The sequence below is a fragment of the Ruegeria sp. BG10 genome (assembly GCF_056538575.1).
In genome coordinates this window covers 164,865-187,982 of the sequence record NZ_JBQFTI010000007.1, presented here as the reverse complement: position 1 = coordinate 187,982, position 23,118 = coordinate 164,865, and the positions used below count along the sequence as shown (strand labels likewise).

General features: G+C 59.4%; 16 protein-coding genes. 5 read left to right on the top strand and 11 right to left on the bottom strand.

What is annotated here, in order from left to right; translation table 11 throughout:
- Positions 1-315: 315 nt before the first annotated feature.
- The 6 genes from ACR0D8_RS20470 to ACR0D8_RS20445 all read right to left on the bottom strand — a co-directional run bounded on the left by ACR0D8_RS20470 (position 316) and on the right by ACR0D8_RS20445 (position 11,232).
- Entirely contained in the window at positions 316-2,001 is a 1,686-nt protein-coding gene (locus ACR0D8_RS20470; RefSeq protein WP_480649341.1) for a tryptophan halogenase family protein, read from the bottom strand.
- A gap of 325 nt (positions 2,002-2,326) precedes the next feature.
- The gene (locus tag ACR0D8_RS20465) at positions 2,327-3,211 is read right to left on the bottom strand and encodes an ankyrin repeat domain-containing protein (RefSeq protein ID WP_480649339.1); all 885 of its coding nucleotides are present in this window, start codon (positions 3,209-3,211) and stop codon (positions 2,327-2,329) included.
- Between the two features lie 144 nt (positions 3,212-3,355).
- Positions 3,356-7,771, bottom strand: a complete 4,416-nt coding sequence (locus tag ACR0D8_RS20460) for a serine/threonine-protein kinase (RefSeq protein WP_480649337.1) — start codon at positions 7,769-7,771, stop codon at positions 3,356-3,358.
- Between the two features lie 15 nt (positions 7,772-7,786).
- Complete coding sequence (locus ACR0D8_RS20455; RefSeq protein ID WP_480649335.1) at positions 7,787-8,251, bottom strand: hypothetical protein; 465 nt, start codon at positions 8,249-8,251, stop codon at positions 7,787-7,789.
- A gap of 113 nt (positions 8,252-8,364) precedes the next feature.
- Positions 8,365-9,342 carry an adenylate/guanylate cyclase domain-containing protein gene (locus tag ACR0D8_RS20450; protein WP_480649333.1) on the bottom strand — a complete coding sequence of 326 codons (978 nt, stop codon included), beginning with the start codon at positions 9,340-9,342 and terminating at the stop codon, positions 8,365-8,367.
- Between the two features lie 96 nt (positions 9,343-9,438).
- On the bottom strand, positions 9,439-11,232 hold the full coding sequence (locus ACR0D8_RS20445) for a hypothetical protein (protein WP_480649331.1): 1,794 nt from the start codon (positions 11,230-11,232) through the stop codon (positions 9,439-9,441).
- 479 nt (positions 11,233-11,711) lie between these two features.
- Between ACR0D8_RS20445 and ACR0D8_RS20440 the strand changes: the two genes are divergently transcribed.
- Positions 11,712-12,521, top strand: coding sequence for a GNAT family N-acetyltransferase (locus tag ACR0D8_RS20440; protein WP_480649329.1), 810 nt, complete (start codon positions 11,712-11,714; stop codon positions 12,519-12,521).
- A 22-nt stretch (positions 12,522-12,543) separates the two neighbouring features.
- Here ACR0D8_RS20440 and ACR0D8_RS20435 read toward each other — a convergent pair whose 3' ends face one another.
- Positions 12,544-13,428, bottom strand: a complete 885-nt coding sequence (locus tag ACR0D8_RS20435) for a LysR family transcriptional regulator (protein WP_480649327.1) — start codon at positions 13,426-13,428, stop codon at positions 12,544-12,546.
- Between the two features lie 108 nt (positions 13,429-13,536).
- On the opposite strand from ACR0D8_RS20435, the gene gstA reads away from it, so the two are divergent.
- From gstA to ACR0D8_RS20415, 4 genes are read left to right on the top strand one after another with little or no spacing between them, the layout of a single operon-like run.
- Positions 13,537-14,148, top strand: coding sequence for a glutathione transferase GstA (gene gstA, locus ACR0D8_RS20430; protein WP_480649325.1), 612 nt, complete (start codon positions 13,537-13,539; stop codon positions 14,146-14,148).
- Positions 14,145-14,525, top strand: coding sequence for a nuclear transport factor 2 family protein (locus ACR0D8_RS20425; protein ID WP_480649324.1), 381 nt, complete (start codon positions 14,145-14,147; stop codon positions 14,523-14,525). The genes gstA and ACR0D8_RS20425 overlap by 4 nt, the downstream gene beginning before the upstream one ends.
- Before the next feature lie 3 nt (positions 14,526-14,528).
- Positions 14,529-14,750 (top strand): tautomerase family protein, encoded by a 222-nt coding sequence (locus ACR0D8_RS20420; protein ID WP_475155719.1) that lies wholly within the window; start codon positions 14,529-14,531, stop codon positions 14,748-14,750.
- Positions 14,747-15,715 carry an NAD(P)H-dependent flavin oxidoreductase gene (locus ACR0D8_RS20415; protein WP_480649322.1) on the top strand — a complete coding sequence of 323 codons (969 nt, stop codon included), beginning with the start codon at positions 14,747-14,749 and terminating at the stop codon, positions 15,713-15,715. Before ACR0D8_RS20420 ends, ACR0D8_RS20415 begins: the two co-directional genes overlap by 4 nt.
- 91 nt (positions 15,716-15,806) lie before the next feature.
- Here ACR0D8_RS20415 and ACR0D8_RS20410 read toward each other — a convergent pair whose 3' ends face one another.
- The 4 genes from ACR0D8_RS20410 to ACR0D8_RS20395 form a co-directional block, all read right to left on the bottom strand.
- On the bottom strand, positions 15,807-16,832 hold the full coding sequence (locus ACR0D8_RS20410) for an adenylate/guanylate cyclase domain-containing protein (protein ID WP_480649320.1): 1,026 nt from the start codon (positions 16,830-16,832) through the stop codon (positions 15,807-15,809).
- A complete protein-coding gene (locus tag ACR0D8_RS20405; RefSeq protein ID WP_480649318.1) occupies positions 16,825-17,160 on the bottom strand; it encodes an Hpt domain-containing protein in 336 nt (111 codons plus the stop codon). Before ACR0D8_RS20405 ends, ACR0D8_RS20410 begins: the two co-directional genes overlap by 8 nt.
- Positions 17,157-22,016, bottom strand: a complete 4,860-nt coding sequence (locus tag ACR0D8_RS20400; protein ID WP_480649316.1) for a GAF domain-containing protein — start codon at positions 22,014-22,016, stop codon at positions 17,157-17,159. Before ACR0D8_RS20400 ends, ACR0D8_RS20405 begins: the two co-directional genes overlap by 4 nt.
- A gap of 248 nt (positions 22,017-22,264) precedes the next feature.
- Positions 22,265-22,846, bottom strand: a complete 582-nt coding sequence (locus ACR0D8_RS20395; RefSeq protein WP_480649314.1) for a helix-turn-helix transcriptional regulator — start codon at positions 22,844-22,846, stop codon at positions 22,265-22,267.
- Positions 22,847-23,118 lie beyond the last annotated feature (272 nt).

Below are 23,118 nucleotides of genomic sequence, written 5' to 3'. Positions count from 1 at the left end.
CCCGGTAGCTCGTCAGGCTCATAACCTGAAGGTCGCAGGTTCAAATCCTGCTCCCGCAACCAGCGTCAGAAAATCTCAGTACAGCCCGTTCGATCTACAAACAGTCCACCGGACTGTTCGCTGCACGGTCAAACCGCGTCAGGCTCATAACCTGAAGCGCAGTAGGGCAAGCCAACGACTTCCCTCACCAAGTGTTGGCGGCACGCGTTACCAAATCCACCTCGGCACCCTGACAGTGACCCAGAATGCAGAGATGTTGCGTTCTGCGCCCTATCCTGTCAGGGAAGGATACACTGCGCCGGGCGCAATGGGTTTCTAGAACAGCTGCAAATCTTTCGCGCCGCTTTGGATTTCGGCGAAATTTGGCATGTTTTGGATCGCAACCGGCGCCGGTGCCTCGCCCGGCATGGACACTGTCGGCTTCATTGCCGCTGCCATGCCAAAGGTCGGTTTCTCAAGTTCACCCCGGATATCGCGCAGCAGGGTTTTGTGGTCCGGCATCGTTTTGATTATTTGCGCAAGGTCCGCCTTGGCGCGCTTCATGCCCTGGAACCAGATCGGTTTCTTCAACGGTCGCAGGCGATCGCGGATGCCTGTGCCGTAGCCCGTATCATAGACCTGTTTGCCCAAAAGCACCGTCTGGTAAACCCGGCTGTCAAATAGCGTGGCAAACTCGACATCGTGGTCCATCGGCAGGCGGTGCTGCCACAATTCCAGGTTCTCGGCCAGCCTGTCCGGCAACTTCATCTCGGTGCGCGCGTCGATCCAATACTGGTCATCGGTTCGGTTGCCCAACCGATAGTGCAGGCAGATGAATTCCAGCACCTCGTCATAGAGTTTGTTCATCTGCCGGTTATATCTTGTCCGCAGCGCCGGCTCGATGTCCCGCGTGGGCAAATGTTCCGCGAACCACCGCACCGCGTGATCGACCATATGGATCGCGGTGCTCTCCAATGGTTCAATGAACCCGCCCGACAGGCCGATCGCCAAGCAGTTCTTGACCCAGGCATTGCGGACGCGCCCGATGCGCATCGGGATTACGCGCGGCGTCGCGCCTTTGCCACTGTCACCAAGCCATTCAAGATATTCATCCGCCGCCTGATCATCCGTACGATGCGCCGACGAATACACATAGCCCGTGCCAACACGGTTGTAGAGCGGCACCCGCCATGTCCAACCGGCACCAAGCGCGGTCGACCGTGTGAGGCTTTCGATCTTGTCCGGGTTGGGATGTTCGATCTGCAAGGCCATGGCGCGGTCGTTAGGCAGATAGTCCGAATAATCCATAAACGGCTCGCCAAGGGCCTGATTGATGATCAATCCTCGAAACCCGGTGCAATCGACGACCATTTCGACGTCATGACGGCCCTTGCGCTCCAGCATCAGATGGCTGACGTTGCCTTGTTCATCCAGCTCAACCGCTTGCACCTCATCCTGGATATGCTCCACTCCGCGCTTGGTGCAGACCTTGGTGAGCATGCCTGCGAACTTCACGGCGTCCAGATGATAGGCATAGCCAAACCGCTGCTCGAATTCGGGCTGACCCAGCTGTCGCGCGCCTTTGCACAGGCGGCCCAGATCATCATGCGGCGAGATGGATTGCGTAAAATCCCGATCCCCATTGCCAAAGCGCAGGAAATACTCGGCAGCCTCCAACCCATAGATCATCTGACCATGCGCAAAGGGGTTCACATAGTCGATGCGATTACCCTTGGCGTCCTTGTTCCAGTTGCAGAACTTAACACCCAGCTTGAAAGACGCGTTGGTTTCGCGAAAAAAATCCCGTTCAGAAATGCCCGCCTGACGGATCGTGCTTGGCATGCGCGGCACCGTGGCCTCGCCCACGCCCACAGTGGCGATATTGGGACTTTCGATCAGGCAGATGCGGGGGCTATCCTTGGGCGCTGACGTGCGGGAAAACACGGTGTCCAGGATCAGCGCGGTCATCCAACCCGCCGTGCCGCCGCCGACGATGGTGATTTGGCGCAAACGATTGTTCATGTGGTTCTGTCCCTGTTGGTTCGGGGGATTATTTAGCTGCTTCCCCTTTTTGGTTTTTTGGATTGTATAGCAGCTTTCCCTTTTGGATTGAGGAAATATAGCAGCTTTGCAGCGCCCAGCTAGGGCCTATGACGCCACGACCTGCATCCATATCCAAACAGTTGATCCCCCGGATCACGTCTCACACATGTCTGCCGTCTCTGGCCGAAACGCTCAAAGGCACTCCAGAGGTTCAAGAGGCGGTTGCTCGCGCCCGTACCTGACCGCCCAGCGCGACGAAACTGACGGGGATCGCGTTTCCGGCTGGACAGGAGCCAGCCAGCCGTCACCTGAGCGTCGTCAGGTAGGAAATCAGGGCCCAGCGTGTATCCCGATCCGCCACGTCAATCCGATCGTTCGTGGCCGCCATCATATTGCCTGGCATTGCCATCTTTGGGTCTGCAAGAAACGCATCCAGCCTGGGGATATCCCAATTGCCGCCTTCCGCGCGCATTGCCTTGGAGTAGGGAAATCCTTCGATTGCCGCCACGGGTCTTCCCACGATCTGCCATAACGAAGGCCCCTTGGCCGTCTCGCCGACCGTGACGGGATGGCAGATGGTGCAAATTTCGGCGGCGGCCCGTCCAGCTTCTTTATCCGCCGCGGAAATGTCAGCATCGGTTGGCGGTTGTGGCGGTGTCCAGACTGTAACAGGCTTCAACACGTCTGCGGCTTCGTTTTGGTTCTTTTGAAGGGCCAGATGCAGGGGCGGATCGTTGAATTTCGTGCGGGCCAGCGGATCTGCGCCACTATCAAGAAGGATCCGGATCGCATCCACTGCTCCGGAAAACGCCGCCGAATGCAGCGGGGTGCGTTTTTCGCGCCCGCCCGGAAGGTTTGGGTCTGCGTTATGGGCAAGCAGCATCGTTATCAACTCTGCCCGATTTCGACTTGCCGCCACCATCATGGGTGTACCAAGCGCAGAATCCGCGTTTGGATCCGCCCCGCGGTCAAGCAGCAGCCCCGCAGCATCCGTGTGCCCTGACATAATCGCAAAGTGAAGCGGATGGGCGACACCGGGTTCGTCAACGGGGGCGCCGTTGTCCAGCAGCGCGACCAGCGTCTCGATATCTCCGGCGCGCGCGGCGTCGGACACTTCTCCGGCGTTTGATGCGGTGTGGAACAGAGCGCAAAACGTCATCACAGAGACAATGGAAATTGGGTGTCGCATCGAGCGCATTCCTTACTAGGCGATCAACTCCGCCGCTTATCATAGCATAAGCCACGGGCTGAAAGGGCGGTCTTGGATGGCAAACGAACGATTCCGGGTTTGGGCCAGGCCAGCACATTTGAAACTGGTATCGGGCCAGATTCCTCAGTTTCCCATCACGCTGCAGCTGGTTGTGGCTTCTTCGCTGCCCAGATACTGAATCCTGCGGCCTTCATCGAAAGTTGGACCGCCCAAAGAACATGCGATGTCCAGGCTGAGACCGTTCCAAATCCGCGTGACACCCTCTTCGCTTGTCGTCGCAAAAGACTGACCGTCCGGGGCAAGCGCGATGCGCCAGCTTGGGGCCGTATGCACCCTTTGAACCGGCATGAGCCTGCGGTTCGCGGCGATATCCCACCAATGCAGTTCCCCCAGCCGGTCGATGGCGATCAGCGTCGCCTCATCCGCCAGAAAGGCAAGATCGGTGGCACCGCCCCTGTGACCGCCATAGGAGGCCAGTTCCTCGCCGTTATCCAGGTTCCAGATTTTCACCACCTCATCGCTCGACGCGGATGCAAGGCGCATATTGTCGGTGGAAAACGCCACGCTCCAAAGGGTATTGTCGTCAGCTTCGATTACCGTCTCAAGCTGGCCGTCCGCGATGGTCCAGACATAGACCTTCCCATCGGCCGAGGCCGCCGCAAGCCTAGTACCGTCCGGAGAAACCGCCGCGCGGTTCATGGCCGCGCCGTCCGGCTCAAAGGTCTGAACGACGGCGGAATCATCGGAATCGATCCGGTGGACCCCGTTCCCTGTGGCCACGAAAAACACGGATGAGGTTGTGGGCACAACATGCCAGACCGGTGTCTGACCCACGCTCAGCTGGTCCCTCACCTGCATCGAGGACGCGTCCCAGATCCGGACGTTGCCTTCCCGGTCACCGGTCACAAGAAGGCGACCGTCCTGCGAAAACGCGACGGCCCAGACCTGACTTTGGTGCCCGCGCAACAACATCGGTTTCATGGCCGAATCCACATCCCAGATCCAGACATTGCCGTCGCTGTCGCCGATGGCGATCGTCTCTCCGTCCGGGCTGTAGGCGACCCCCAACGCCTTTACGCCGTCCTCAAGGTTCAGCGATTCACCGGGGCGGGTGGCGGTCGCGAGTTGCCAGAGCCGGACTTGCTGATCGCGGCCAAGCGTCGCCAATACGGGTACTTCGCTGGCTGCACCGATATCCAGGATGCTTTGGCTGTGGGCCTGCACCACCGTACCGACGGGCGACAGGTTGGCGTCTTCCAGAACAAGGGTTCCGTCAGCCGTTGCCCCAACAAGCACATTGTCAGGCCCGGCAAATGTGGCGGCCAGAACCGCGCTGGAACTGGCAAAGCGGTCCACGATCGGGGCGCCTTCCGGAAATCCAATGGTCGTGACCTTGCCATTGGTATGAGACACCGCAAAGGAACTGCCGTCGCTGCTGAACGACAGGTGGTCCGGGTCCGGACCCAGAGGTCCGCCGGGAATTGCCGGGAATGCCGGTTTCGCGTTGCTGTCCAGCCAGCCAAATATGGTGCCGTCGACATTTCCGGCCACCAGACCTTCCAGGATTGGGGAAAACGCCACCCGCTTGAAGCCAAGCGGCATTTCCGCAAGCGCATCGCCGATCTGCCGTCCGTTTGACACATCCCAGAGGCGCACGGTCCCGTCCCCGGTGGCCGACGCGACACGTCGTCCGGTGGAATCGAACGCGACGCCAAAAGCCACGTCATCGCCGGAAAACAACGTGGTGATCGGACCGGTTCGCGCGGGGCCTACATCCCACAACCGGACGTCGCCATCCGTTGCGGCCGAGGCCAACAGGTCACCGTCGGGCGAGAATGCAAGGTCCCGAATCCCGCCGGAATGTCCGACCAGTTCGGCCAGCACGCCCTCATCCGGTTTGGTGCTGTGAATCACAATCCGGCCGTCGCGCAGCCCGGTGGCGACCCGCAGCCCCGGCGCGTCGAGCGCCATCGCCTGCGCGTCTCCGACCGTCAGCGGACTGCCCAACGGGATCAGGCCGGGTTTGTTCAGTTGCTGACGCGCCATGAGCATTGCGGAGCGCGCCTCGGATGTGGATCCGGCCGAAGTGGCGCGGGTGATAGCCTCGGCGCTTAGCGACAGGGCAAGCAGGGGGTCAGACTGGGACAGGCCATTTGCCGCGGCTCCAAGCGCGCGGGCGAACCGCTCATTCGCTTCGGCGGTGGCGGCATCGGCGATCCTGCGATTGCTCTCGGCCAGGTTAAAGGCCCGGATCGCCAGAACTGAGGCAACGGTCGCCCCAATGGCCAGAGCGGCCAGCGCCCCGGCGGCAACCTGGTAATAGCGCCGTAGGCGTCGCTTGCGCAAAACGGATGCCTTCAGCGCCCGTTCGCGTGCTTCGCGTGCCGTTTCCAGAAACTCCCGTTCCAGCCGACCCAATACATTTTGGTGTTTCGCCGCCCATTCCTGAGCGGTCAGCAACCGTGTGCCGCGATACAGCAGGTCGTTTTCACGGTTGTCGCTTTCCCATTCGGCGGCGTCATGCTGAATTCGCTGACGCATGCGCAGATCGTCGCGGCTGTCTTCGATCCAGGAATTCAGCCTTGGCCAGGTGCGCAGCAGGGCCTCATGTGCGATCTGCACGGTTTTCTCGTCCAGGGTCAAAAGCCGCGCATCCGTCAGCGCCTCGACAACGCGCCGTGTGGTATCCGGGTCGGCGTCCTGTTCAACCTCATCAATGGGTAGCAACCGGCGGGTATCTGGCGTACCCTCCCCGGGTGTGACCAGCCGCAGAAACAGGCGCCGGGTCGCCTCCTGCTGCTTGTCGTCAAAACTGTTCGAAAACAGCGTTTCCGCCGTCTGGCTTATAGCCCCGGCCACGCCGCCGGCCTGCCGGTACCCGTCCAGCGACATCACGGCGCCCTTGCGCCGGATCCAGGTTTCGTACAGCGAATGCGCGACCAAAGGCAGCGAACCCGCCTCTTTTCCGGCTTCGTCGACGATGGCGTCGATCAGCGACCTGTCCATATGCAGCCCTGCGGCCCGCGCAGGTTCGCTGATCGCACGGCGAAGTTCGGGGCGCGTCATCGGCCCGACCAGCAGCTGGTTTTCGGAAATCCGGTCCGCCAGCCACGGAATTTCGGCGCAGGATGCGTAGAAATCGGCCCGGATCGTCAGGACGATCCGAACGCGGCTATCCGCAGGGTCGGTCATCGAAGAAAGGGCCTCGATGAACTTGGTCCGGCGTTCTTGCGTGACAAGGGTGAACAGCTCTTCGAACTGGTCGATGCAAATCAGCAGCTCGCCTTCGTTGGCGGCGGCAAGCCGACGCGCCGCACTTGGATACGCGATGAAATCATCAAGCGAAATCTGAGCCGTAAGGTTTGAATTGTCCCCGATCAGCTGGAAATACAGATCCGTCATCGGATCGCGGCCGGGTGTGAAAACACAGGCCCGCCAGCTTTCGCTGCCGGCAATTGCGTTTGCCGCCACCGCAGGCAGCAACCCGGCGCGCAGAACGGACGATTTTCCGCTGCCCGAGGAGCCGCCCAGAACCAGAATGCGGCTTTGATGAAGCCGGTGGACAAGCTCTTCGATCAGGTCTTCACGCCCGAAGAAATAGCTCGCATCCTCGGACTGAAAGGCGGCCAGCCCTTTATAGGGGCATTCCACACGGCCTTCGGAAATCTGCGTTGCGGCTTCGGACGCGGCTTCGCGCAGGTCGCGGTCCAGCGCTTCGTTCATCGCGCCGCGCCAGGACACCATATCCGGAAACCGGGCGTCGGGGTCCATCGCCATGCCGTGCTCGATACAGTCGCGCCACATCTCGGGCAGGCCGGGCAGAAATTCGGACACGCGGTGAAACGGCGGCGGTGCCTTGCCGGTCAATACGTGCCACATCAACGCAGTGGCCGAATAGATGTCGGTTGTCGGGGTGACCGGGTGGCCGTTTTCAACCTGTTCCGGTGCCTGATACAGCGGTGTTCCGGCCATCATGGTCGCCCCGGTCACACCAATCGCCAGATCCTTGGCGATCCCCAGATCCGCCAGAAAGACCCGTTCATCCGCTTCGATCAGCGCGCCAAAGGGCGCCGTGGATTCGCTGCCCTTGCGCTTGATACGTTGCAACAGAACATTTGCGGGCTTGACGTCACGATGCACGACATTTGCCTCATGCACCGCGGCCAGCCCGTCCGACAGCGCGTCGATCAGAGTGCCCACACCGTCGCGGCGCGCCAGCGCCGCCGGTTCAAGAAGTTTAAGGCGTTCGGCCAGCGTGCCTCGGTCGGCATAATCCATCACGAAATAAGGCCGCCCGTCTTCCAGACGTCCCACATCATGCACGGACACCACCCGCGGCGACCGGATGCGCCGCAGCAGGCGCGCCTCGTCAAGGAAATGCGTGATGACCTTGTCGTTGGCGGCCAGATTGGCGTGCAGGATCTTGAGCGTTACGGGTACGTCCAGTTCTTCATCCCGCGCAAGGACCACGGCCGCAAAGCCGCCACTCGCGATTTCCCTTTCTACGGCGTACCGGCCTATAAAAGCGGGGAAACTCATGACGCATCCGCTACTTTAAAAATGCTCCTGCACGTCCACGCAATGGTACTTGGTTGCATCCAGAATGTTGTGATCCCGATCTGCGGCCGTGACACACATTGTCGTCGCGCCATCCCGTGCCGAGGTCGAAGCGGCCTCTTTCGTGACATAGGTGGGGAATTCGTCGTGCCGGTGCCAGCGGCCCTGCTCGACGTTGAACTCGCTCTGGGCATTCCTGCCGACCTGTTCGACCGAATAGCTTTCGCCCCACCAGGCATGAAAATGGTTCTTTGACACATCGGGCGTGAAGTTCGCTTCGTAGGTGATGGTCAATTCATCGCCGTTTTTTTCGACCGACACGATGAGCACCTCGCATCCATCCACCGGGCAGGCGTTGGGCATGGTTGACTGGGCCGCAGCCTGCGCCCCGCCCAGCAAGGCCGCGACGGCAAGGACGAAACTGCCCCGGCGCACCGGGTTTCCAGAAGAATTCGATGACATCTTTCCCTCCTGAAGGTAGTTGAAAACCGCATGTCACGCTGATTCTAACACGAATTGCAGGTGCCGTTCTGAGACTTTCGCCACAGATCGCCGAAATTCACGCAGGAAAGAGGTTATCGCCGGACGACTTCGAATTCCAACGGGCGGGCATCGGCGTGCAGAACCGGAAGCGCCAGGGAAATCAGACCGCTGTCCGCCAACATGACCGCTTCGCGTTTCAACTGAATTTCCCGTGCATTTTCAAACTGTACGTAGGTTCCGGATGAACTTCGGTCAGTCAGCATGAGTTTTCCGTTCTTCATGCTGAGAACCGCGTGCAGACGCGAGACCCAAGGCTGTGGCAGAACCACGTCGCACTGGCTGGACCGGCCAATCTTTAATTCGTCACCTTCGCGACACCGCCAGGACCGGTCGTCGTGGTAGAGGACAAGCGCAAAACTCTCGTTCTGCGGCGCCTGCCCGTCACCGCCGACTGGGTAGGCGGGCACATGCATCACGGTGCTCAGACCGTCCGAGGGGGCCACAAGCGAATGTACCATCACAGGGTCGCTGACCCCTTTCAGGCGCAACGGTCCAATCGGTGTCAGAAACTGCCTGGTCGCGCCGCTCAGCCGTGTCGCGACACTGTCACTGACGCAGGCCTCGCCCGGGTTGGCGGCAGCGGCCAACCGGGCAGTCAGATTGACCGTTTCGCCGAAGATGCCAGTATCGGCCACGACAATCGGCCCATGATGCACCCCGGCATGAACCGACAACAACGTACCCGGAGGTTTGCTGACCATTTCCAGAGCCGCTTGAATTGCGGCTTCCTGATCGTTGAAATAGCTCAGGACGTCGTCGCCCTTTTGCCCCACGGGGATACCGCCGAACCTGAGCAGAACTTCCCTCAACCGGTCGATTTCAAACTGCACCAGCTTTTGTGCCTGATCGTCCCCCATTTCCTCATAGAACGGAGTGCTGTCCGAAATATCGGCAATAATCGTGGTGGCGAACGTGGGTTCCACAACCTTCTTCGCAATCTGGATCAGGAACACGGCGCGGGAATGGCCGTCTGCCGCAACAAGGTAAAATAGCCCGGCAAGGAAAATCAACCGGTCTGCCGAAACCTTCCGGCATACTATGAACTACAGGGTGCATCGGTGATCGCAATTCCCCGGAACCGAAGAGTTGGAAAAGCGGAAACGGTTTCAGTGTTCCGGGAGGAAATCGGTGGCAATTCTTGGTGTCTGGCCGCCGTCGCGCAACGCCTTGCCGGTTTCGCCTTTCACGTATTCAAGCCACTCACCTGACTCTATCGACACCGCCCATTCGGCGCTTAGATCGCCGGGAATTCTGTCACGTGCAGAATCCACCTTGTCAACCGGTCCGCAAAACGCGACGAGCATCGGTCTTCGGTTTCGCCATATGGCGCAATCGCGATCCGAACCGCGGGCATGATGCAAAAACATCTCAAGCCCCTCGGTTTCGACAACGTCAAAAAACCATCCCGCGAACACAAGCCATAAGCTGTCCTGGCGCGAGATGCTTTTTGCGGATTCGATGTAGTAGTCCATCAAAATGCTCGTATCATCACCAAGACGAGCCTGGGACACCCACCGATTGTTGCTGGAATGATGGGACAGCAAGCCCTCGACTTGCGGTCCCTCTTCTTCCATCCATCCGCTTTGGAGGGTGCGAAGTATCGGCTGAGCGCCGTAATAGGCCCAAACGGGGGCGCCAGAGGCCTCCATGTCATCCATAAGACCCGAGATGGTGTTGTTTGACCGTAACGCGCCAACGCCGGACAGCGTGATGGTTGTTGCAACCAGCAGGTAAACAACGCCGTTTGCAAAACGCGGGGTCCCGAGCCAGCCCGCGATCATTCGGGCGGAACGGACAATTCCAACGGCAATCAAAGGAACAATCAATGGTGCCGCAAACAAGTGCTGGCGGACGCCCGAAAACGGAAAAATCTGCGCAAGATTAAGTGCGATTGTAATGACGGGCACCGCCAATGCTGCGCTTACCCAAAAGGGCGATCGCCGCCAGAGAGAAATCGCTCCGATCAGGAAGAACAGCAGCGCGCTGGCGCCCATTAACATACGGGACAGGCGCAGCTTCGTTTCGTATTCCTGGAATCCAACCTCGGTCAGTTTATAGAAATAGGTAGAATAGTTTAATGCGTTTCGAAGCGATTGATGCGACAGCAGGTCATTAATTTCAATGAACTTCTCGGCATCCCGATAGGCAAATGCTGTTCTGTCAAAAGTGGCAACGATATTCGAGTAACCGAAATAAAACCCTGACGCGATCAGCACCAGCGCCACACCCATGGCAATCGTCACCGCAATACCGCGCCGGAAATGCGCCGTTGGAACTTGCCGCTGCCGTGCCTCGACGACCTGGGCGATCAGGGTTGCAATTCCAAGGGTGGCAAAAATGACCGGCGCGACAAAGGCAAATAGTGCGACAATCGCGCCCGCGATCACGACCAGAACAGCCCGCCAAAAACCGGGGTGGTTGAGATAGTGAAGTGTTGCGCCAAGCAGCAAAACGGTTGCAGCAAACTCAAACGAGTAATGCTTGGTATTCACTGCAAATGTCAGCGCTGTTGGCGAGCAGCCGATCAATGCGACCGAAAGCAGGGCCTCTGACGACGAAAACCGGGTGCGCAGCAGAAAATACAGCCAAAAGAGCGAAGCGCTGAAAACAAGGGCCGAGACGGTTCGTATTGCGTAGATGCGCTCCATTCCATAAGGCCCAAAATGCCGAGACAGAAAGTCCATGATGAGGCCGTGCCCGAGCGTTGTCGCCTGTTCGAAATAGGGCAGCGGTTGGAGTATTTCAGACGGGTGATCCAACGGAAAATTCGACAAGAGCATCGATTGATCGTATGCGGGGTCGAAGCCCGTTGCGACCATGATCAACCGGGCCGCGACCATTGCAAGCATGGCGCTGACAACGACAAAGATCTCTGTCCGGCTGATTTCGATTTTTTCCATACAGATTATCGGTTCATCAATGAAAATCGTCTTCTTTAAATCCGGGCGTTTATTGCCCGCATAGTCAAAGCAATGAGTATGCGAATCCCTGAAAGAGTGTAAAACATCCCAAGCCAATTCCAGTTAATTGTTTCTTAAATTTGTTAAATAGGGCGCATGAGGCGTTTTGTCGAATTTGTTTGGACAGTATTTATTTCACTTTCAATTTTTCGAATGTTTAATCGGGCTATTGGAATTGGCTTATACCTCTTCAAAAGACAACCCACTGGGGTCTCATGCTCAGGCTGAATTTCCGCTGCGAAGATTTCGGTTTGGCCCGTGAAGACCGAACAGCGAATTTTCCGGCCGTTTCTTCTGCACCAAGGATCAGCCACAGCCTGATCCAGCCGCCAAGGGACCTGGCCGGGCGCACAAGGCCGATGCTGACAATTTGTTGAGAATTGGTAGGGTATCGCCGTGTTTTTTTGAGGTGATAACTTATGACGATTGAGGTTTTTGGCACTCCCGATCAGAAATCCATGCAGATGCGTGGCGAAGCGCTGATGTCCTTGCTGGGCGACGACCCGCGGTTTTGCTCTCATGGCCGTGGGGTGCAGCTCGCCGACTACAGGGCCGGTTCGGAAATGGTCGAATTGACGACCGCCATCGCGCGCATCATTGGCGCAAGCGGGTGCGAAATGATCCCCAATGAAAATGTGCAGGAATTTGTCGGTGCGGTTGAGGCTCTCGGGTTCAAAACCGATCTTTATGCGAATTACATGGGTGATGAGGCGGTGATCGAAGGCGCGCGTGCGCTGCTGGCGGCGCGGCGACTGCCGGACGATCTGGAACTTTGCATCATTGACGAAAATGCGCCGAAGGGCTGGGTTGATGCGTTGGCCGAGGTCGCTTTGTCGCAAGGTGTTTTGCCGTCGGCGGGGCCAGTTCTGCGCGGGATCAGCCGCCCGGGATTTGGCATGGTCGCGCTGGATCGCAATGGCCGCCCGGCAGCCTCGGCCTGCGCAGCGCTGGCCCGGCACAGGGATCATCCGGACCATGCCATGGCGCAATGGGGGCAGCTTGCGACACGCGATGACCGGAAAGGGCAGGGCATAGCCCGAATGATGGCGGCGCATTCGATCGTTCATGCCGCTGACGCTCTGGGCACGCGCGTGTTTTCCACGGGTATTCGTAAGGGAAACATACCATCGGACAGGCTGTGCGCCTCGCTTGGGCTGAGACCAAGCAACTTCAGCATCGTTATTGTCATCGACCCGGTGGGGTTCAGCGGGGACCGAACCACCAAGTAAGCCCAGCGGGATTTGCCCGGCGTTAAGCCGGTTCAGCGATTCCGATCCTGTCCCACAACTCGCTGGCAACCACGCCGGCCGGCTGGTCTCTGCGCCTCATTTTGAAAATCACCGTCCGGCGGATCGGGAATCTTTCCAGGTTCAGCGAAAGCAGGTCACCAACCCGCCGCTCCTCGGCTGTCATGTGGTCGGGCAGGCCGCCCCAGCCGAGACCGGCCAGGATCACCTTTTTCTTGGCCGAGAAGTCGGAGACGGTCCATTTCAGGCCACCGGGCAACAGGTCGCGGCTCTGTTCGTGGGCAGACCCGCCGGTGCCAGCGGTCACCACCTGCACATGGCTTTGCATTTCGGTTGCTGACAGCGCGCGGGCACCGGACGGCAGGTTCAGATCGGGGCTGGCCACGGGCCGGATCGTCACCTCGGCAACCGGTTCGGCCTCGACCTCGTCCAGGGGCACCCCGTCCAGCGAGGCCAGCGCGATATCGGCCTTACCCTCCATCAGCCGGGCAATCGGTCCACCCATCATCTCCATCCGCAGCCGAAGATGGGTGGCCGGGTGGCGGCGGCCGGTCTCGGCCAGCGCCGGCAGCAGATTGTCCAGATCCAGCGTTGCGCTGACGGCAATGTTCAACTCGGGCTCTTCCCGGGCGCGCAGGCGGGCCGCGGTGGTGCGCAGCCCCTGCATTTGCCGCAGCACCCGCGAGGCCTCGCGATAGAAGATTTCACCAGCCGGGGTGAGCGCGGGGCGGTATGCCTCACGGCTGAGCAGTTCCAGTTCCAGCTCTTCTTCCAACTGGCGGATCGTGTGGCTGATGGCCGATTGGGATTTATGCAGCCGTTCCGCCGCACCGCGGAAGGTTCCTGTTGAAACGATCGCCTCAAGGGCGACAAGCTGATCGTGTTTCATGATTCACCACATGATTAGTTTTTCTAATCATAATCTTGATAACTCAATATTATCAATCAATCAAATCTACGGCTAGTCAGGGGGTGTTGCTCAACACAGGAGACTGTCATGAAACTCTACTACAAACCCGGCGCCTGCCCGTTGGCCAGCCATATTGCCCTGCAGGAAACCGGCTATCCGTTTGAAATCGAAGCAGTTGACACCGCCGCCGGCCGGACCGAAAGCGGTGCGGACTTCTGCGCGATCAACCCCAAGGGTTATGTCCCGGCCCTGCAGTTGGACGACGGGGGCGTTCTGACCGAAGGGGCCGCCGTTCTTCAGTTTATTGCCGACAGCCATCCCGAAGCGGGGCTTGCCCCCGCCACCGGTACCTTGGCCCGGGCCCGGATGCAGGAACAGCTCAACTGGATCGGAACCGAGTTGCACAAAGCTTTTGGCCCGCTGTTCCGCGAGGGCACGACCGAGACCGGGAAACAGGACGCGCGGACGGCGGTTGCCGGCAAGTTCGACCTGATCGAGGCGCAGCTTGAAGACGGCCGCGAATGGCTGGTTGCCGACCGGTTTTCGGTGGCGGATGCCTATCTGTTCGTGGTTTCGAACTGGGCGAATTTCACCGGCATCGACCTGACCCGCTGGCCCCGTCTGGCGGCATTTGTAAGCCGCTGCGCCGCCCGTCCGTCTGCACAGGCCGCGATGCGCGCCGAGGGGCTGATCCAATGACGCCCGCCGACCACAAAAAGGTCGGTGAACTAATGGAGGCCTATTTCGAAGGCCTCCATCAGGCCGACAGCGCCATGCTGCGCCGCGTCTTTCACCCGAATCTGGCCTATGTCTGCGCCACTGAAGGCGATGAACTGTATCTGGACCTTGAAACCTATATGGGCCGCGTGGACAAGCGGGAGCCCCCGGCCAGACGTGGTGACCCGCGCGAGGAAGAGGTTCTGGAGATTGCCTTTGTCAGCGACCGGCTGGCCCGGGTCAGTGCCCGGATGACCATGATGGGGCGCGACTTCCATGACCTGCTGACCCTTGTCCGACACGGTGCCGAATGGCGCATCGTTGCGAAAGTGTTTTCCTATGTTCCGCGAAAGGACTGACCGATGCCGTATGTGAATATCAAAGTAACCCGCGAAGGCGGTCCCGATGGCACCGGCCCGAGCGCGGACCAGAAGGCACAGCTGATCACCGGGGTCACCGAGCTGTTGCAAGACGTGCTGGGCAAGAACCCGGCGACGACCTTTGTGGTGATCAACGAGGTCGCGCTTGAGGACTGGGGTGTTGGCGGGCTGCCGGTGCAGGAGTACCGGAAGCAGGTCCGATGAAGACCCGGCTGACCGAGGCGCTCGGGATCACCTGTCCGGTGATCCAGGCACCGATGGCCTTTGCCGCGGGCGGCGCGCTTGCCAGCGCCGTCTCAGGCGCTGGCGGGCTGGGCATGATCGGAGGGGCTTATGGCGATGCTCCGTGGATTGATCAGCAGTTCCGGATTGCGGGTGGCGCGCGCGTGGGCTGTGGTCTGATCACCTGGAAACTGGCCGAACAGCCGCATCTTCTTGATCAGGTACTGGCCCGCGATCCCGTGGCGGTGTTCCTGTCCTTTGGTGACCCGGCGCCATTTGCGCCCGCGATCCGCAAGGCCGGCGTATTGCTGATCTGCCAGATCCAGACCCTGCGCGATGCGCGACATGCGCTGGACTGCGGTGCCGATATCATTGTCGCCCAGGGCGCGGACGCCGGCGGCCATGGCGAGGCGCGGGGCACCTTTGCACTGGTGCCCGAGATCGCGGACGAGATCGCGCGCCAGAACAGGGCCGCCTTGCTTTGTGCTGCCGGTGGAATCACCGACGGGCGCGGTCTGGCGGCGGCCTTGATGCTTGGGGCCGACGGTGCGGTGATCGGTACGCGGTTCTGGGCATCCCGCGAGGCGCTGGTGCATCCGCGCATGCTTGATCGCGCGCTGGCAGCGACGGGGGACGACACGGTCCGCACGCGGGTGGTGGATGTGGTTCGGGGGTTTGACTGGCCAAGCCGGTACAATGGCCGCGTTCTGCGCAATCCGTTTGTCCGGAAATGGCACGGATCGGAAGAGGCTTTGAAGCTGACGGCGAACGCGGAAGCCGCGAAATGGATGGCGGCTCAGGACAGGGGCGACCCGGAAATTGCAACCGCATTTGCCGGCGAAGGCATCGGGCTGATCAATTCGATACCGCCCGCGGGCGAAATCCTGGATCGCCTGATGGCGGACGCGCGGCGGTGTCTGGCAGGGGCTGTATCTGACGCGGCGTAGTCCTCGCCACTTCAAACCAGCAATCCAGACCGCATGCAGGCTATACCGTGCGATTGGTCAGGTCCGACTTGCCCGACGCCCGGCGGATCGCTCACAAAGCATAGATATCCAGCGCCTCGGAGAACCCCTTGAATTCCACCCGCGGTATCCGTTCCACATTGGAAACATCGCCCAGACAGGCTCTGGTCCGGTCGTCGAACAGAATTTGCCGCGCCGAAACACGAGTGTGCGCCTCAAGCCGGGCGGCCAAGTTCACTGTGTTGCCGATGCAGGTATAGGTCGCGCGTTCATCCGTTCCGGCATATCCGGCGACAACATCCCCGGTGGCGATGCCGATGCCCAGCCGTATCTCCGGTGCGCCCTCGGCCGCCCGGTCCGCGTTCAGAACATCCATCATGCTCAGCATCTCCTGCGCCGCGGACACCGCAGAATGCGCTGAGTTCTCAAGCGGTTGCGGCGCGCCAAAGAGTGCCATCAGCCCGTCGCCGATCATCAGGCTGACAATCCCGCCATTGCTGGTGACAGCCTCGAACATCAGGGCGTAATAGGTGTTCAGCAACTCGATGGTTGCTTCGGGCGGCAAGTCTTCGGACAGGGCCGTGAAGTCGCGGATATCGCAGAACAAAACCGACGCGGAAACCCGTCGTCCACCGATCGCGAAACCGGATTCCTGCAGGTCCTGCGCAACCTCGTTGGTCGCAAACCTTTCCAGCAGGCGCTTTTGTTCGTCGCGCAATCGCTTTTTTTCCAGACTCGACGACAGGCGCGCGCGCAGCAGCACTTTGTTGACCGGCTTGGGCAGATAGTCCTCGGCGCCCAGTTCGATACAGCGCACAACGTTGTCCAGACCTTCGACCGACGAGGTGACGATGACCGGCACGTCGCGCAGATCGGAATTGGCTTTGATCGCCTCCAGCACTTCGAACCCGTCCATTTCGGGCATCTCGATATCCAGAAGGACCAGATCAAAGCTGTCGGCGGTCAGCATGTCCATCGCGATGCGGCCATTCTCTGCCGCGGATGCCCTGTGGCCCAACAGCTCGATATTGCGGGCCAGTAACAGGCGGTTGACCTTGTTGTCGTCCACAATCAGCAAATGCCCCTGCTGGTCAGCCATCCAGAGCGTCCCGCAAAGCCGTTGCCGCGCGCGCAAACTCCGCGTCCAGCGTGGTGAAATCCGGTTCGGTACGGCCGATATCCATCAGTTCCATCTGCCGGGACAGGCTGGCCAGACCGGTTGCGCCAAAGATATTCGCGTTGGATTTGATCGAATGCGCCGCGCGGCGAAACCCGTCGGCATCCACCGCCGCCGCGGCCTGTTTGAGAGAGGCGATCATACCGGGCGCTTCGTCGAGGAAGGTGTTGACCAGTTCCGTGGTGAATTCGGGGCCCGTCGTTTCCCGCAGCTCGTCAAGTACCTGACGGTCGATTGCACTGTCGCTCATGAGATTTCCCTGCCGCGTTGTGTGACCCGTGTCAGCGCCGCCACCAGTTCCGCAACCCGGATCGGCTTGGCGATATAGTCGTCCATGCCAGCCTCAAGGCACATCTCGCGGTCGCCCTGCATGGCGTTGGCAGTCATTGCCACGATCTGTGGCCGGTCGCCTTCCGGGTAATCGCTGTTGATCCGCCGCGACGCCTCCAGCCCGTCCATTTCGGGCATCTGAACGTCCATCAATACCACGTCATAAGTCTGTCGCGCCACGCTTTCCAACGCCTCGATCCCGTTGCTCGCCAGATCGGCGCGATACCCCATTTGCTCCAGCAGGCGTATGGCCAGTTTCTGATTCACCAGATTGTCCTCGGCCAGCAATATCCGCAGCGGATGCCGCCTGGCCAGTTCGGGATCGGCCTGCGGTTTGGCCGCCTCCCTTATCCCCGGCTCAGGCTCAACCTGGGGCGCAAGAAGCGAGACCAGCGTGTCAAACAGGTTCGATTGGCGCAATGGTTTGGCGAGGAAGGCATCAAACATCCCGCGCTCGGCCGCGATATCCCGCACGCCGAGACTGCTGAACAGGACCAGCGGCAGCTCTGGATGCGATTTTCTGATTTTGCCGGCCAGCGCGATGCCATCCATTTCGGGCATGTGCATGTCCAGAATGGCAAGGTCGAAGGGCGCATCTGATGTCAGCACTTTCAGCGCCTCTGCGGCCGAGGCGACCGCAGTCGTTCGGGTCCCCCATTTTTCCGATTGCAGCGACAGAATTTTCCGGTTGGTGTCGTTGTCGTCCACCATCAGAATGCGCTTGCCCGACAGCTCCGATTGTTCGCCCAGCAGACTGCGCGCGTCGGATTTGGGCATCTCGGCAGCTTTGGTGCGGATGGTGAAATGAAAGACCGACCCCTGTCCGGTGCCCGCGCTGGTGGCCCACATCGTTCCGCCCATCAACTCGGCCAGCCGTTTCGAAATCGCCAGCCCCAGCCCGGTGCCGCCATATTTCCGCGTGGTCGAGGAATCGGCCTGGCTGAAGGATTGAAACAGGCGGCTCATGCCTTCATCCGTCAGGCCGATCCCGGTGTCGCGCACATCAAACCGAAGATCGGTTTCGCCTTCCGGCGTCGGGGTGGCCGCAACTGACAAGACCACCTCGCCGGTATCCGTGAACTTGACGGCGTTTGAAAGCAGGTTCAGCAGAATCTGACGCAGCCGCGTCAGATCGGCGCTGATTGCAGGCGGTACGTCATCTTCCATGACATAGGCGATATCCAACTGCTTTTCCGCGGCGCGCGCGCTGATCAGTTCCAGCGCGGATTCAACACATTCACGCAGGTCGAAGGGATGTTCTTCGATATCCATCTGACCCGCTTCGATTTTCGAGAAATCGAGGATTTCGTTGATGATCGCCAACAGCGCATCGCCGCTGTCCCGTATGGTGCGGGTGTAATCAGCTTGTTCAGCGTCCAGTTCGGTGTCCATCAACAAACCGCTCATCCCGATCACCGCGTTCATCGGGGTGCGGATCTCGTGGCTCATCGTTGCCAGAAAGGCGCTTTTGGCTTCGTTGGCTTTTTCTGCCGCGGCACGGGCGTCCTGTGCTTCCTGAAACAGGCGCACGTTTTCGATGGCGATCACGGCCTGATCGGCAAAGGACTCGGCCACCGCGATTTCGTCATCTGAAAACGCACGCTGAACCTTTCGGATGAAGGCCAGACCGCCGATGGCTTCATCGCCACGCAATAACGGCACCATCAGCGACGACTGAAATCCCTGGCGTGTGTGTATTTCGCTGTCTCGCGGCGGCAGGTCGGCCGCCGACCAGTCCGGGATGTGCAGAATAGACTTTTCGACGAAAGAACGGGACGGAAGGTTCATGTTCGGGTCAATCGGATACCGGGTTTGCGTGATTTCCTTTTCTACCCCATCCGGCGTTGCAACGGCGACCTGCCAGAAACAGTCTCCGTCACTTTCAATGATAACCGACAGATCACATGAGATGAGAGAGGTGGCGAGGCGCACGATTTCGTCGAAAACGGGTTTGGTATCGGTCGGGGATTCACTGATGACCCGAAGAACGCTGGCGCTTGCGGTCTGTCGGGCCAGCGCCGCCTGCGTGTCATTGAACATGCGGGTGTTCAGGATGGCGATGACAGCCTGATCGGCAAAGCTTTCGCCCAGTTCAATCTGCGCCGGACCAAAGGCCCGCCGGGAGGTTTTACGCGCAAAAATCAAAACGCCGATGCACGATCTTTCCCGCATCAGCGGCAAGTAGAGGCATTCATTGACGCCGAATTTTCTGACCGTTTCAACCTCGTGCAAAGGCAGGTCTTCTTTGGAAAAGTCCTTGATGTGAACCAGTTCGCCGCTTTCAAAGACCTGACTGGGATAGTTCAGGGTGGGGTCGATACGTACCGCCCGGGCATCCAGAGTGTCCATCGGGCCATCTTTCGTCATTCCCGCAGCGGGCGAAAAATACTCGCCGTCGCGGATCAGAACCGCGGCCCCATCGCAATCGAGAAGGTTCATGCCCGCCTCGGCAATGGCCATGAAAACCGGTTTCGCATCCTCCTGCGCGCTGCTGATGACCCGCAATATATCCGCGCTGGCGGTCTGTCTTACGAGCGAGGTCTGCAGGTCTGAAAACAGCTGCGCATTGTTCAACGCGATCACCGCCTGCGAGGCAAATGTCTCAAGCAGTGAAACCTGCCTGGGCGAGAAAGCCGAAACCTTTTCGTCCGCGAGTGCGATGACGCCGACCGCCTCATCATCCTTGATCAGCGGAACGGCCAGCGTAGAACGGTACCCGCCGCGACGCGAGGCCTCTTTCCACGTATAGGTGTCATCTGTTTCGGTGTCTTCAATGTAGACCGTCTGCTTGAGCAGCGCGGCGCGCCCCGTGCTGCTGCCGCTGACCGGCCGCACCGGATGGTCGGTCATGAAAGTACGGAATTCGCTTTCGACGCCAACAAACTCGACAACCCGGTAAGCGCCGATATCCCGATCCAACAGGGCGATATAGCCGTATTGCGGCGAACAGAGCTGTTCGGCCACTTCAAGGATGATCCGCAGAACCGGATGCACCTCATTGGGAGAGCTTGAGATCACGCCCAGCACTTCGGATGTGGCGGTTTGGTATTCCAGCGCCTGCGTCACTTCTGCGGTTCGATCCTGCAGCGCGGTGAACAGCCGCGCATTGCTGAGCGCGATCATCGCCTGCGCGGCAAAGGTTTCGAACAGAGCGATCTGTTTTGCGTTGAAGGCATTCTTTTTGACATGCGCCAGCGTGATGACACCGACGGTTTTGCCGTCCTTGTTCAGCGGCACCCCCAAACCCGAAAGGAACCCGCCTTTGCGGGCCTGTTCGTGCCAGCCGTAATCGGGATCTGCCTCGATATCAGGGATATATGTGGTTTTTCCCGTCAGCCCGACACGCCCGGTCACGGTTTCGCGCCCCGGGGAAAACACCTGCTGCGCCAGTATCTCTTCGAACATCTCGTTGACGCTATGCGTGGCTACGATGTCATAGACGCCGGTCTGTTCGTTCAGCAGTGCAACATAGGCAACTTCGGGTTGGCAGATCCGGACCGAGACTTTCAGTATTTCCTCAAGCACCGGCTGCACTTCGTTTGGCGACCGGGAAATCACGCTCAGCACGTCGGATGTCGCGGTCTGGTATTCCAGCGCCTCGGCCAGTTCTGCCGTGCGTGTCTGCACGTCTTCGAAAAGCTGCGTGTTGTTGATCGCTATGACAGCCTGCGACGCGAAGGTTTCCAGCAGCGCAATCTGTTTTTCGGTAAAGGCCGCAGGCTTCGTATGCCCCAGCGTGATAACACCAACGACGACTCCCTTGTTTATCAGCGGCACGCCAAGCGCCGAGCGGAATTTCCCTTGCTTGGCCGCCTCTCTCCATTCGAATTCCGCGTCGAGTTCGGTGTCTTCGATATAGACCGTCTTCTTCAACAGCGCAGTGCGGCCGGTGCAACTGCCGACTTCCGCCTCAAAAGCGATGTCCGACAGGAAGGTCCGAAATTCTGCCGTCATGCCATGCGTTGCCGCAACGCGGAACGTGTTGTCCGTGGGGTCCAGAAGTGTCGCATATGCGGTTTGCGGCTGGCAGATGTCCGACGCGACTTCGAGGATTGATTTCAAAACCGGCGTCAGTTCGTCGGGAGAGCGCGAGATGACACCAAGCACTTCGGACGTCGCCGTCTGGTGTTGCAACGCCTCCTGTGTGTCTGCGAACAGGCGGGCGTTTTCAATCGCAATGCGCGCCTGATCGGCAAATGCCTCCAGCAGGTCAATGTCGCTTTGATGCGCTGTGCTTCCTTTCGCCCAGCCCAAAGCCAGAACGCCCCAAACCTCATCATTGCTGAAAATTGGAACCGCGACCAATTCGTCATAGCCGAACCGGCGCGCGGTCTGGTGATCCCAATAGTCGGTGGATTGGGCATTCGTCATGCGAAACGTCCGGCGATCGCGGATCGCCGGGACGGTGACCGAACTTTCATCCGGCGGTGCCGGAAAATTGGTGAGGTATTCCGCCATGTACGAGGACGGGAACCCATGGCTGGCACAATAGTGGACCATCCCGTTTTCGTATCGCCACAGCATGGAAAACCGCGCGCCGCAGAGTTCTGTCGCGCTGGTTACGATGGTATCGAATACCGGCTGTACGTCGTTTTTTGACCGTCCAATGACCTTGAGTATCTCGGACGTGGCAGCAAACCGCGCCTTTTCCTTTGCCAGTTCCTGCGCAAGCGCCCGGGCCTGACTTGCAGGATCGGCCTGCGGTCCCAATTTCGTTTCCTCGTCATCCATCAAGAACTGATACCCGTTCACGGCGATGCTGAGCCAAATGATCACTCGGCCGATGGTTGGCTCTGGACGATACTGAATTTTCCCTCTTAAGCCCAGTTTTTGTTAACAGGTGCAGGCCCTGCCGCAATTCGCCACCGGGCGACTTGCTGCGTGACGCATCGTTGAGGAAACCGAAAGGTTGGCCGTTCAGGCACTCAGTTCTGTTGCTGGATTAAGCAGCGGGCGTTCGTCGATGTCGGGCTTCTGCAAAACGTTTGTGCCAGGCACCGATCCATATCGCAGGTAAATTTTGGCTAGGCCCTCGCCCTTGCAGGGATTTCGCAGGCGGGTTCTGTCTTGCGGTTCAGCAGGTGCAGCAACTCAACCTGATTTGAAGCCCCCGTCTTGGAGAAAATCGAGCTGAGATGAGACCGGATCGTTGCCGGGCAGACGGACAAAGTATCCGAGATCAGTTTGACGGTCATGCCTTCCTTCATCATCGCGCAAACCCGGAATTCGCACCGGCTGAGGTTCGCGGGGTTTTTCGGGTCCAGGATCGGAATGTGACGTTCCTCCCGCACTTCTCTGAGAAGGTGTCTTCCGGCCTGTTCAACGCGCGCAGAGATCGAGCCGGGCGTGCGTTTGCCCCAGCCGGACGCAAGCGTCGGCGCCAAAACGACCAGCAGGTCCAAGTCGTGATTGTTCGGGTGCCGATTGTAATGCAGTTCAAGATGATCGACGTGCCCCTTATTTGCCTCAAGCGGCACGACAATCACCTCCAGCAGCCCGCCCGGCTTCCGGTCCTTGTAACGGGACACTGCCACGGCCTCAGACGTCATCATCTCGGACTGTTTCCAGACTGACCCGGCTTTTGCAGATGAAATGCAGTCGCCCATAACCAGTTCGGCCTGGGTTTGCGGTTGCGAAGGCCAGACTTTCCCCTCTTGGGAATTGCACCGGGCAATATGTCGGATTCTGCCGTTCGCCATTGAAGTCCGCGCAATTAATGCAGCGTCTGCATTTGACAATTTCATTAATTGCAAAAGGACATCTGAAAGGGGTTTATTTCCATTCAATGCCTGCGCCCAGTCCAAAACGAAGCTCAGGCTGTCCTGCGTCGGAACGCGTTTGGAAAAACTTACACTCATTACTCTTTAACCATCCCAAC

Excerpts from the sequence above, each read along its gene's own strand:
- ACR0D8_RS20470 (WP_480649341.1), bottom strand. The coding sequence starts at position 2,001 with ATGAACAATCGTTTGCGCCAAATCACCATCGTCGGCGGCGGCACGGCG.
- ACR0D8_RS20465 (WP_480649339.1), bottom strand. The coding sequence starts at position 3,211 with ATGCGACACCCAATTTCCATTGTCTCTGTGATGACGTTTTGCGCTCTG.
- ACR0D8_RS20460 (WP_480649337.1), bottom strand. The coding sequence starts at position 7,771 with ATGAGTTTCCCCGCTTTTATAGGCCGGTACGCCGTAGAAAGGGAAATC.
- ACR0D8_RS20455 (WP_480649335.1), bottom strand. The coding sequence starts at position 8,251 with ATGTCATCGAATTCTTCTGGAAACCCGGTGCGCCGGGGCAGTTTCGTC.
- ACR0D8_RS20445 (WP_480649331.1), bottom strand. The coding sequence starts at position 11,232 with ATGGAAAAAATCGAAATCAGCCGGACAGAGATCTTTGTCGTTGTCAGC.
- ACR0D8_RS20440 (WP_480649329.1), top strand. The coding sequence starts at position 11,712 with ATGACGATTGAGGTTTTTGGCACTCCCGATCAGAAATCCATGCAGATG.
- ACR0D8_RS20435 (WP_480649327.1), bottom strand. The coding sequence starts at position 13,428 with ATGAAACACGATCAGCTTGTCGCCCTTGAGGCGATCGTTTCAACAGGA.
- gstA (WP_480649325.1), top strand. The coding sequence starts at position 13,537 with ATGAAACTCTACTACAAACCCGGCGCCTGCCCGTTGGCCAGCCATATT.
- ACR0D8_RS20425 (WP_480649324.1), top strand. The coding sequence starts at position 14,145 with ATGACGCCCGCCGACCACAAAAAGGTCGGTGAACTAATGGAGGCCTAT.
- ACR0D8_RS20420 (WP_475155719.1), top strand. The coding sequence starts at position 14,529 with ATGCCGTATGTGAATATCAAAGTAACCCGCGAAGGCGGTCCCGATGGC.
- ACR0D8_RS20415 (WP_480649322.1), top strand. The coding sequence starts at position 14,747 with ATGAAGACCCGGCTGACCGAGGCGCTCGGGATCACCTGTCCGGTGATC.
- ACR0D8_RS20410 (WP_480649320.1), bottom strand. The coding sequence starts at position 16,832 with ATGGCTGACCAGCAGGGGCATTTGCTGATTGTGGACGACAACAAGGTC.
- ACR0D8_RS20405 (WP_480649318.1), bottom strand. The coding sequence starts at position 17,160 with ATGAGCGACAGTGCAATCGACCGTCAGGTACTTGACGAGCTGCGGGAA.
- ACR0D8_RS20395 (WP_480649314.1), bottom strand. The coding sequence starts at position 22,846 with ATGGGCGACTGCATTTCATCTGCAAAAGCCGGGTCAGTCTGGAAACAG.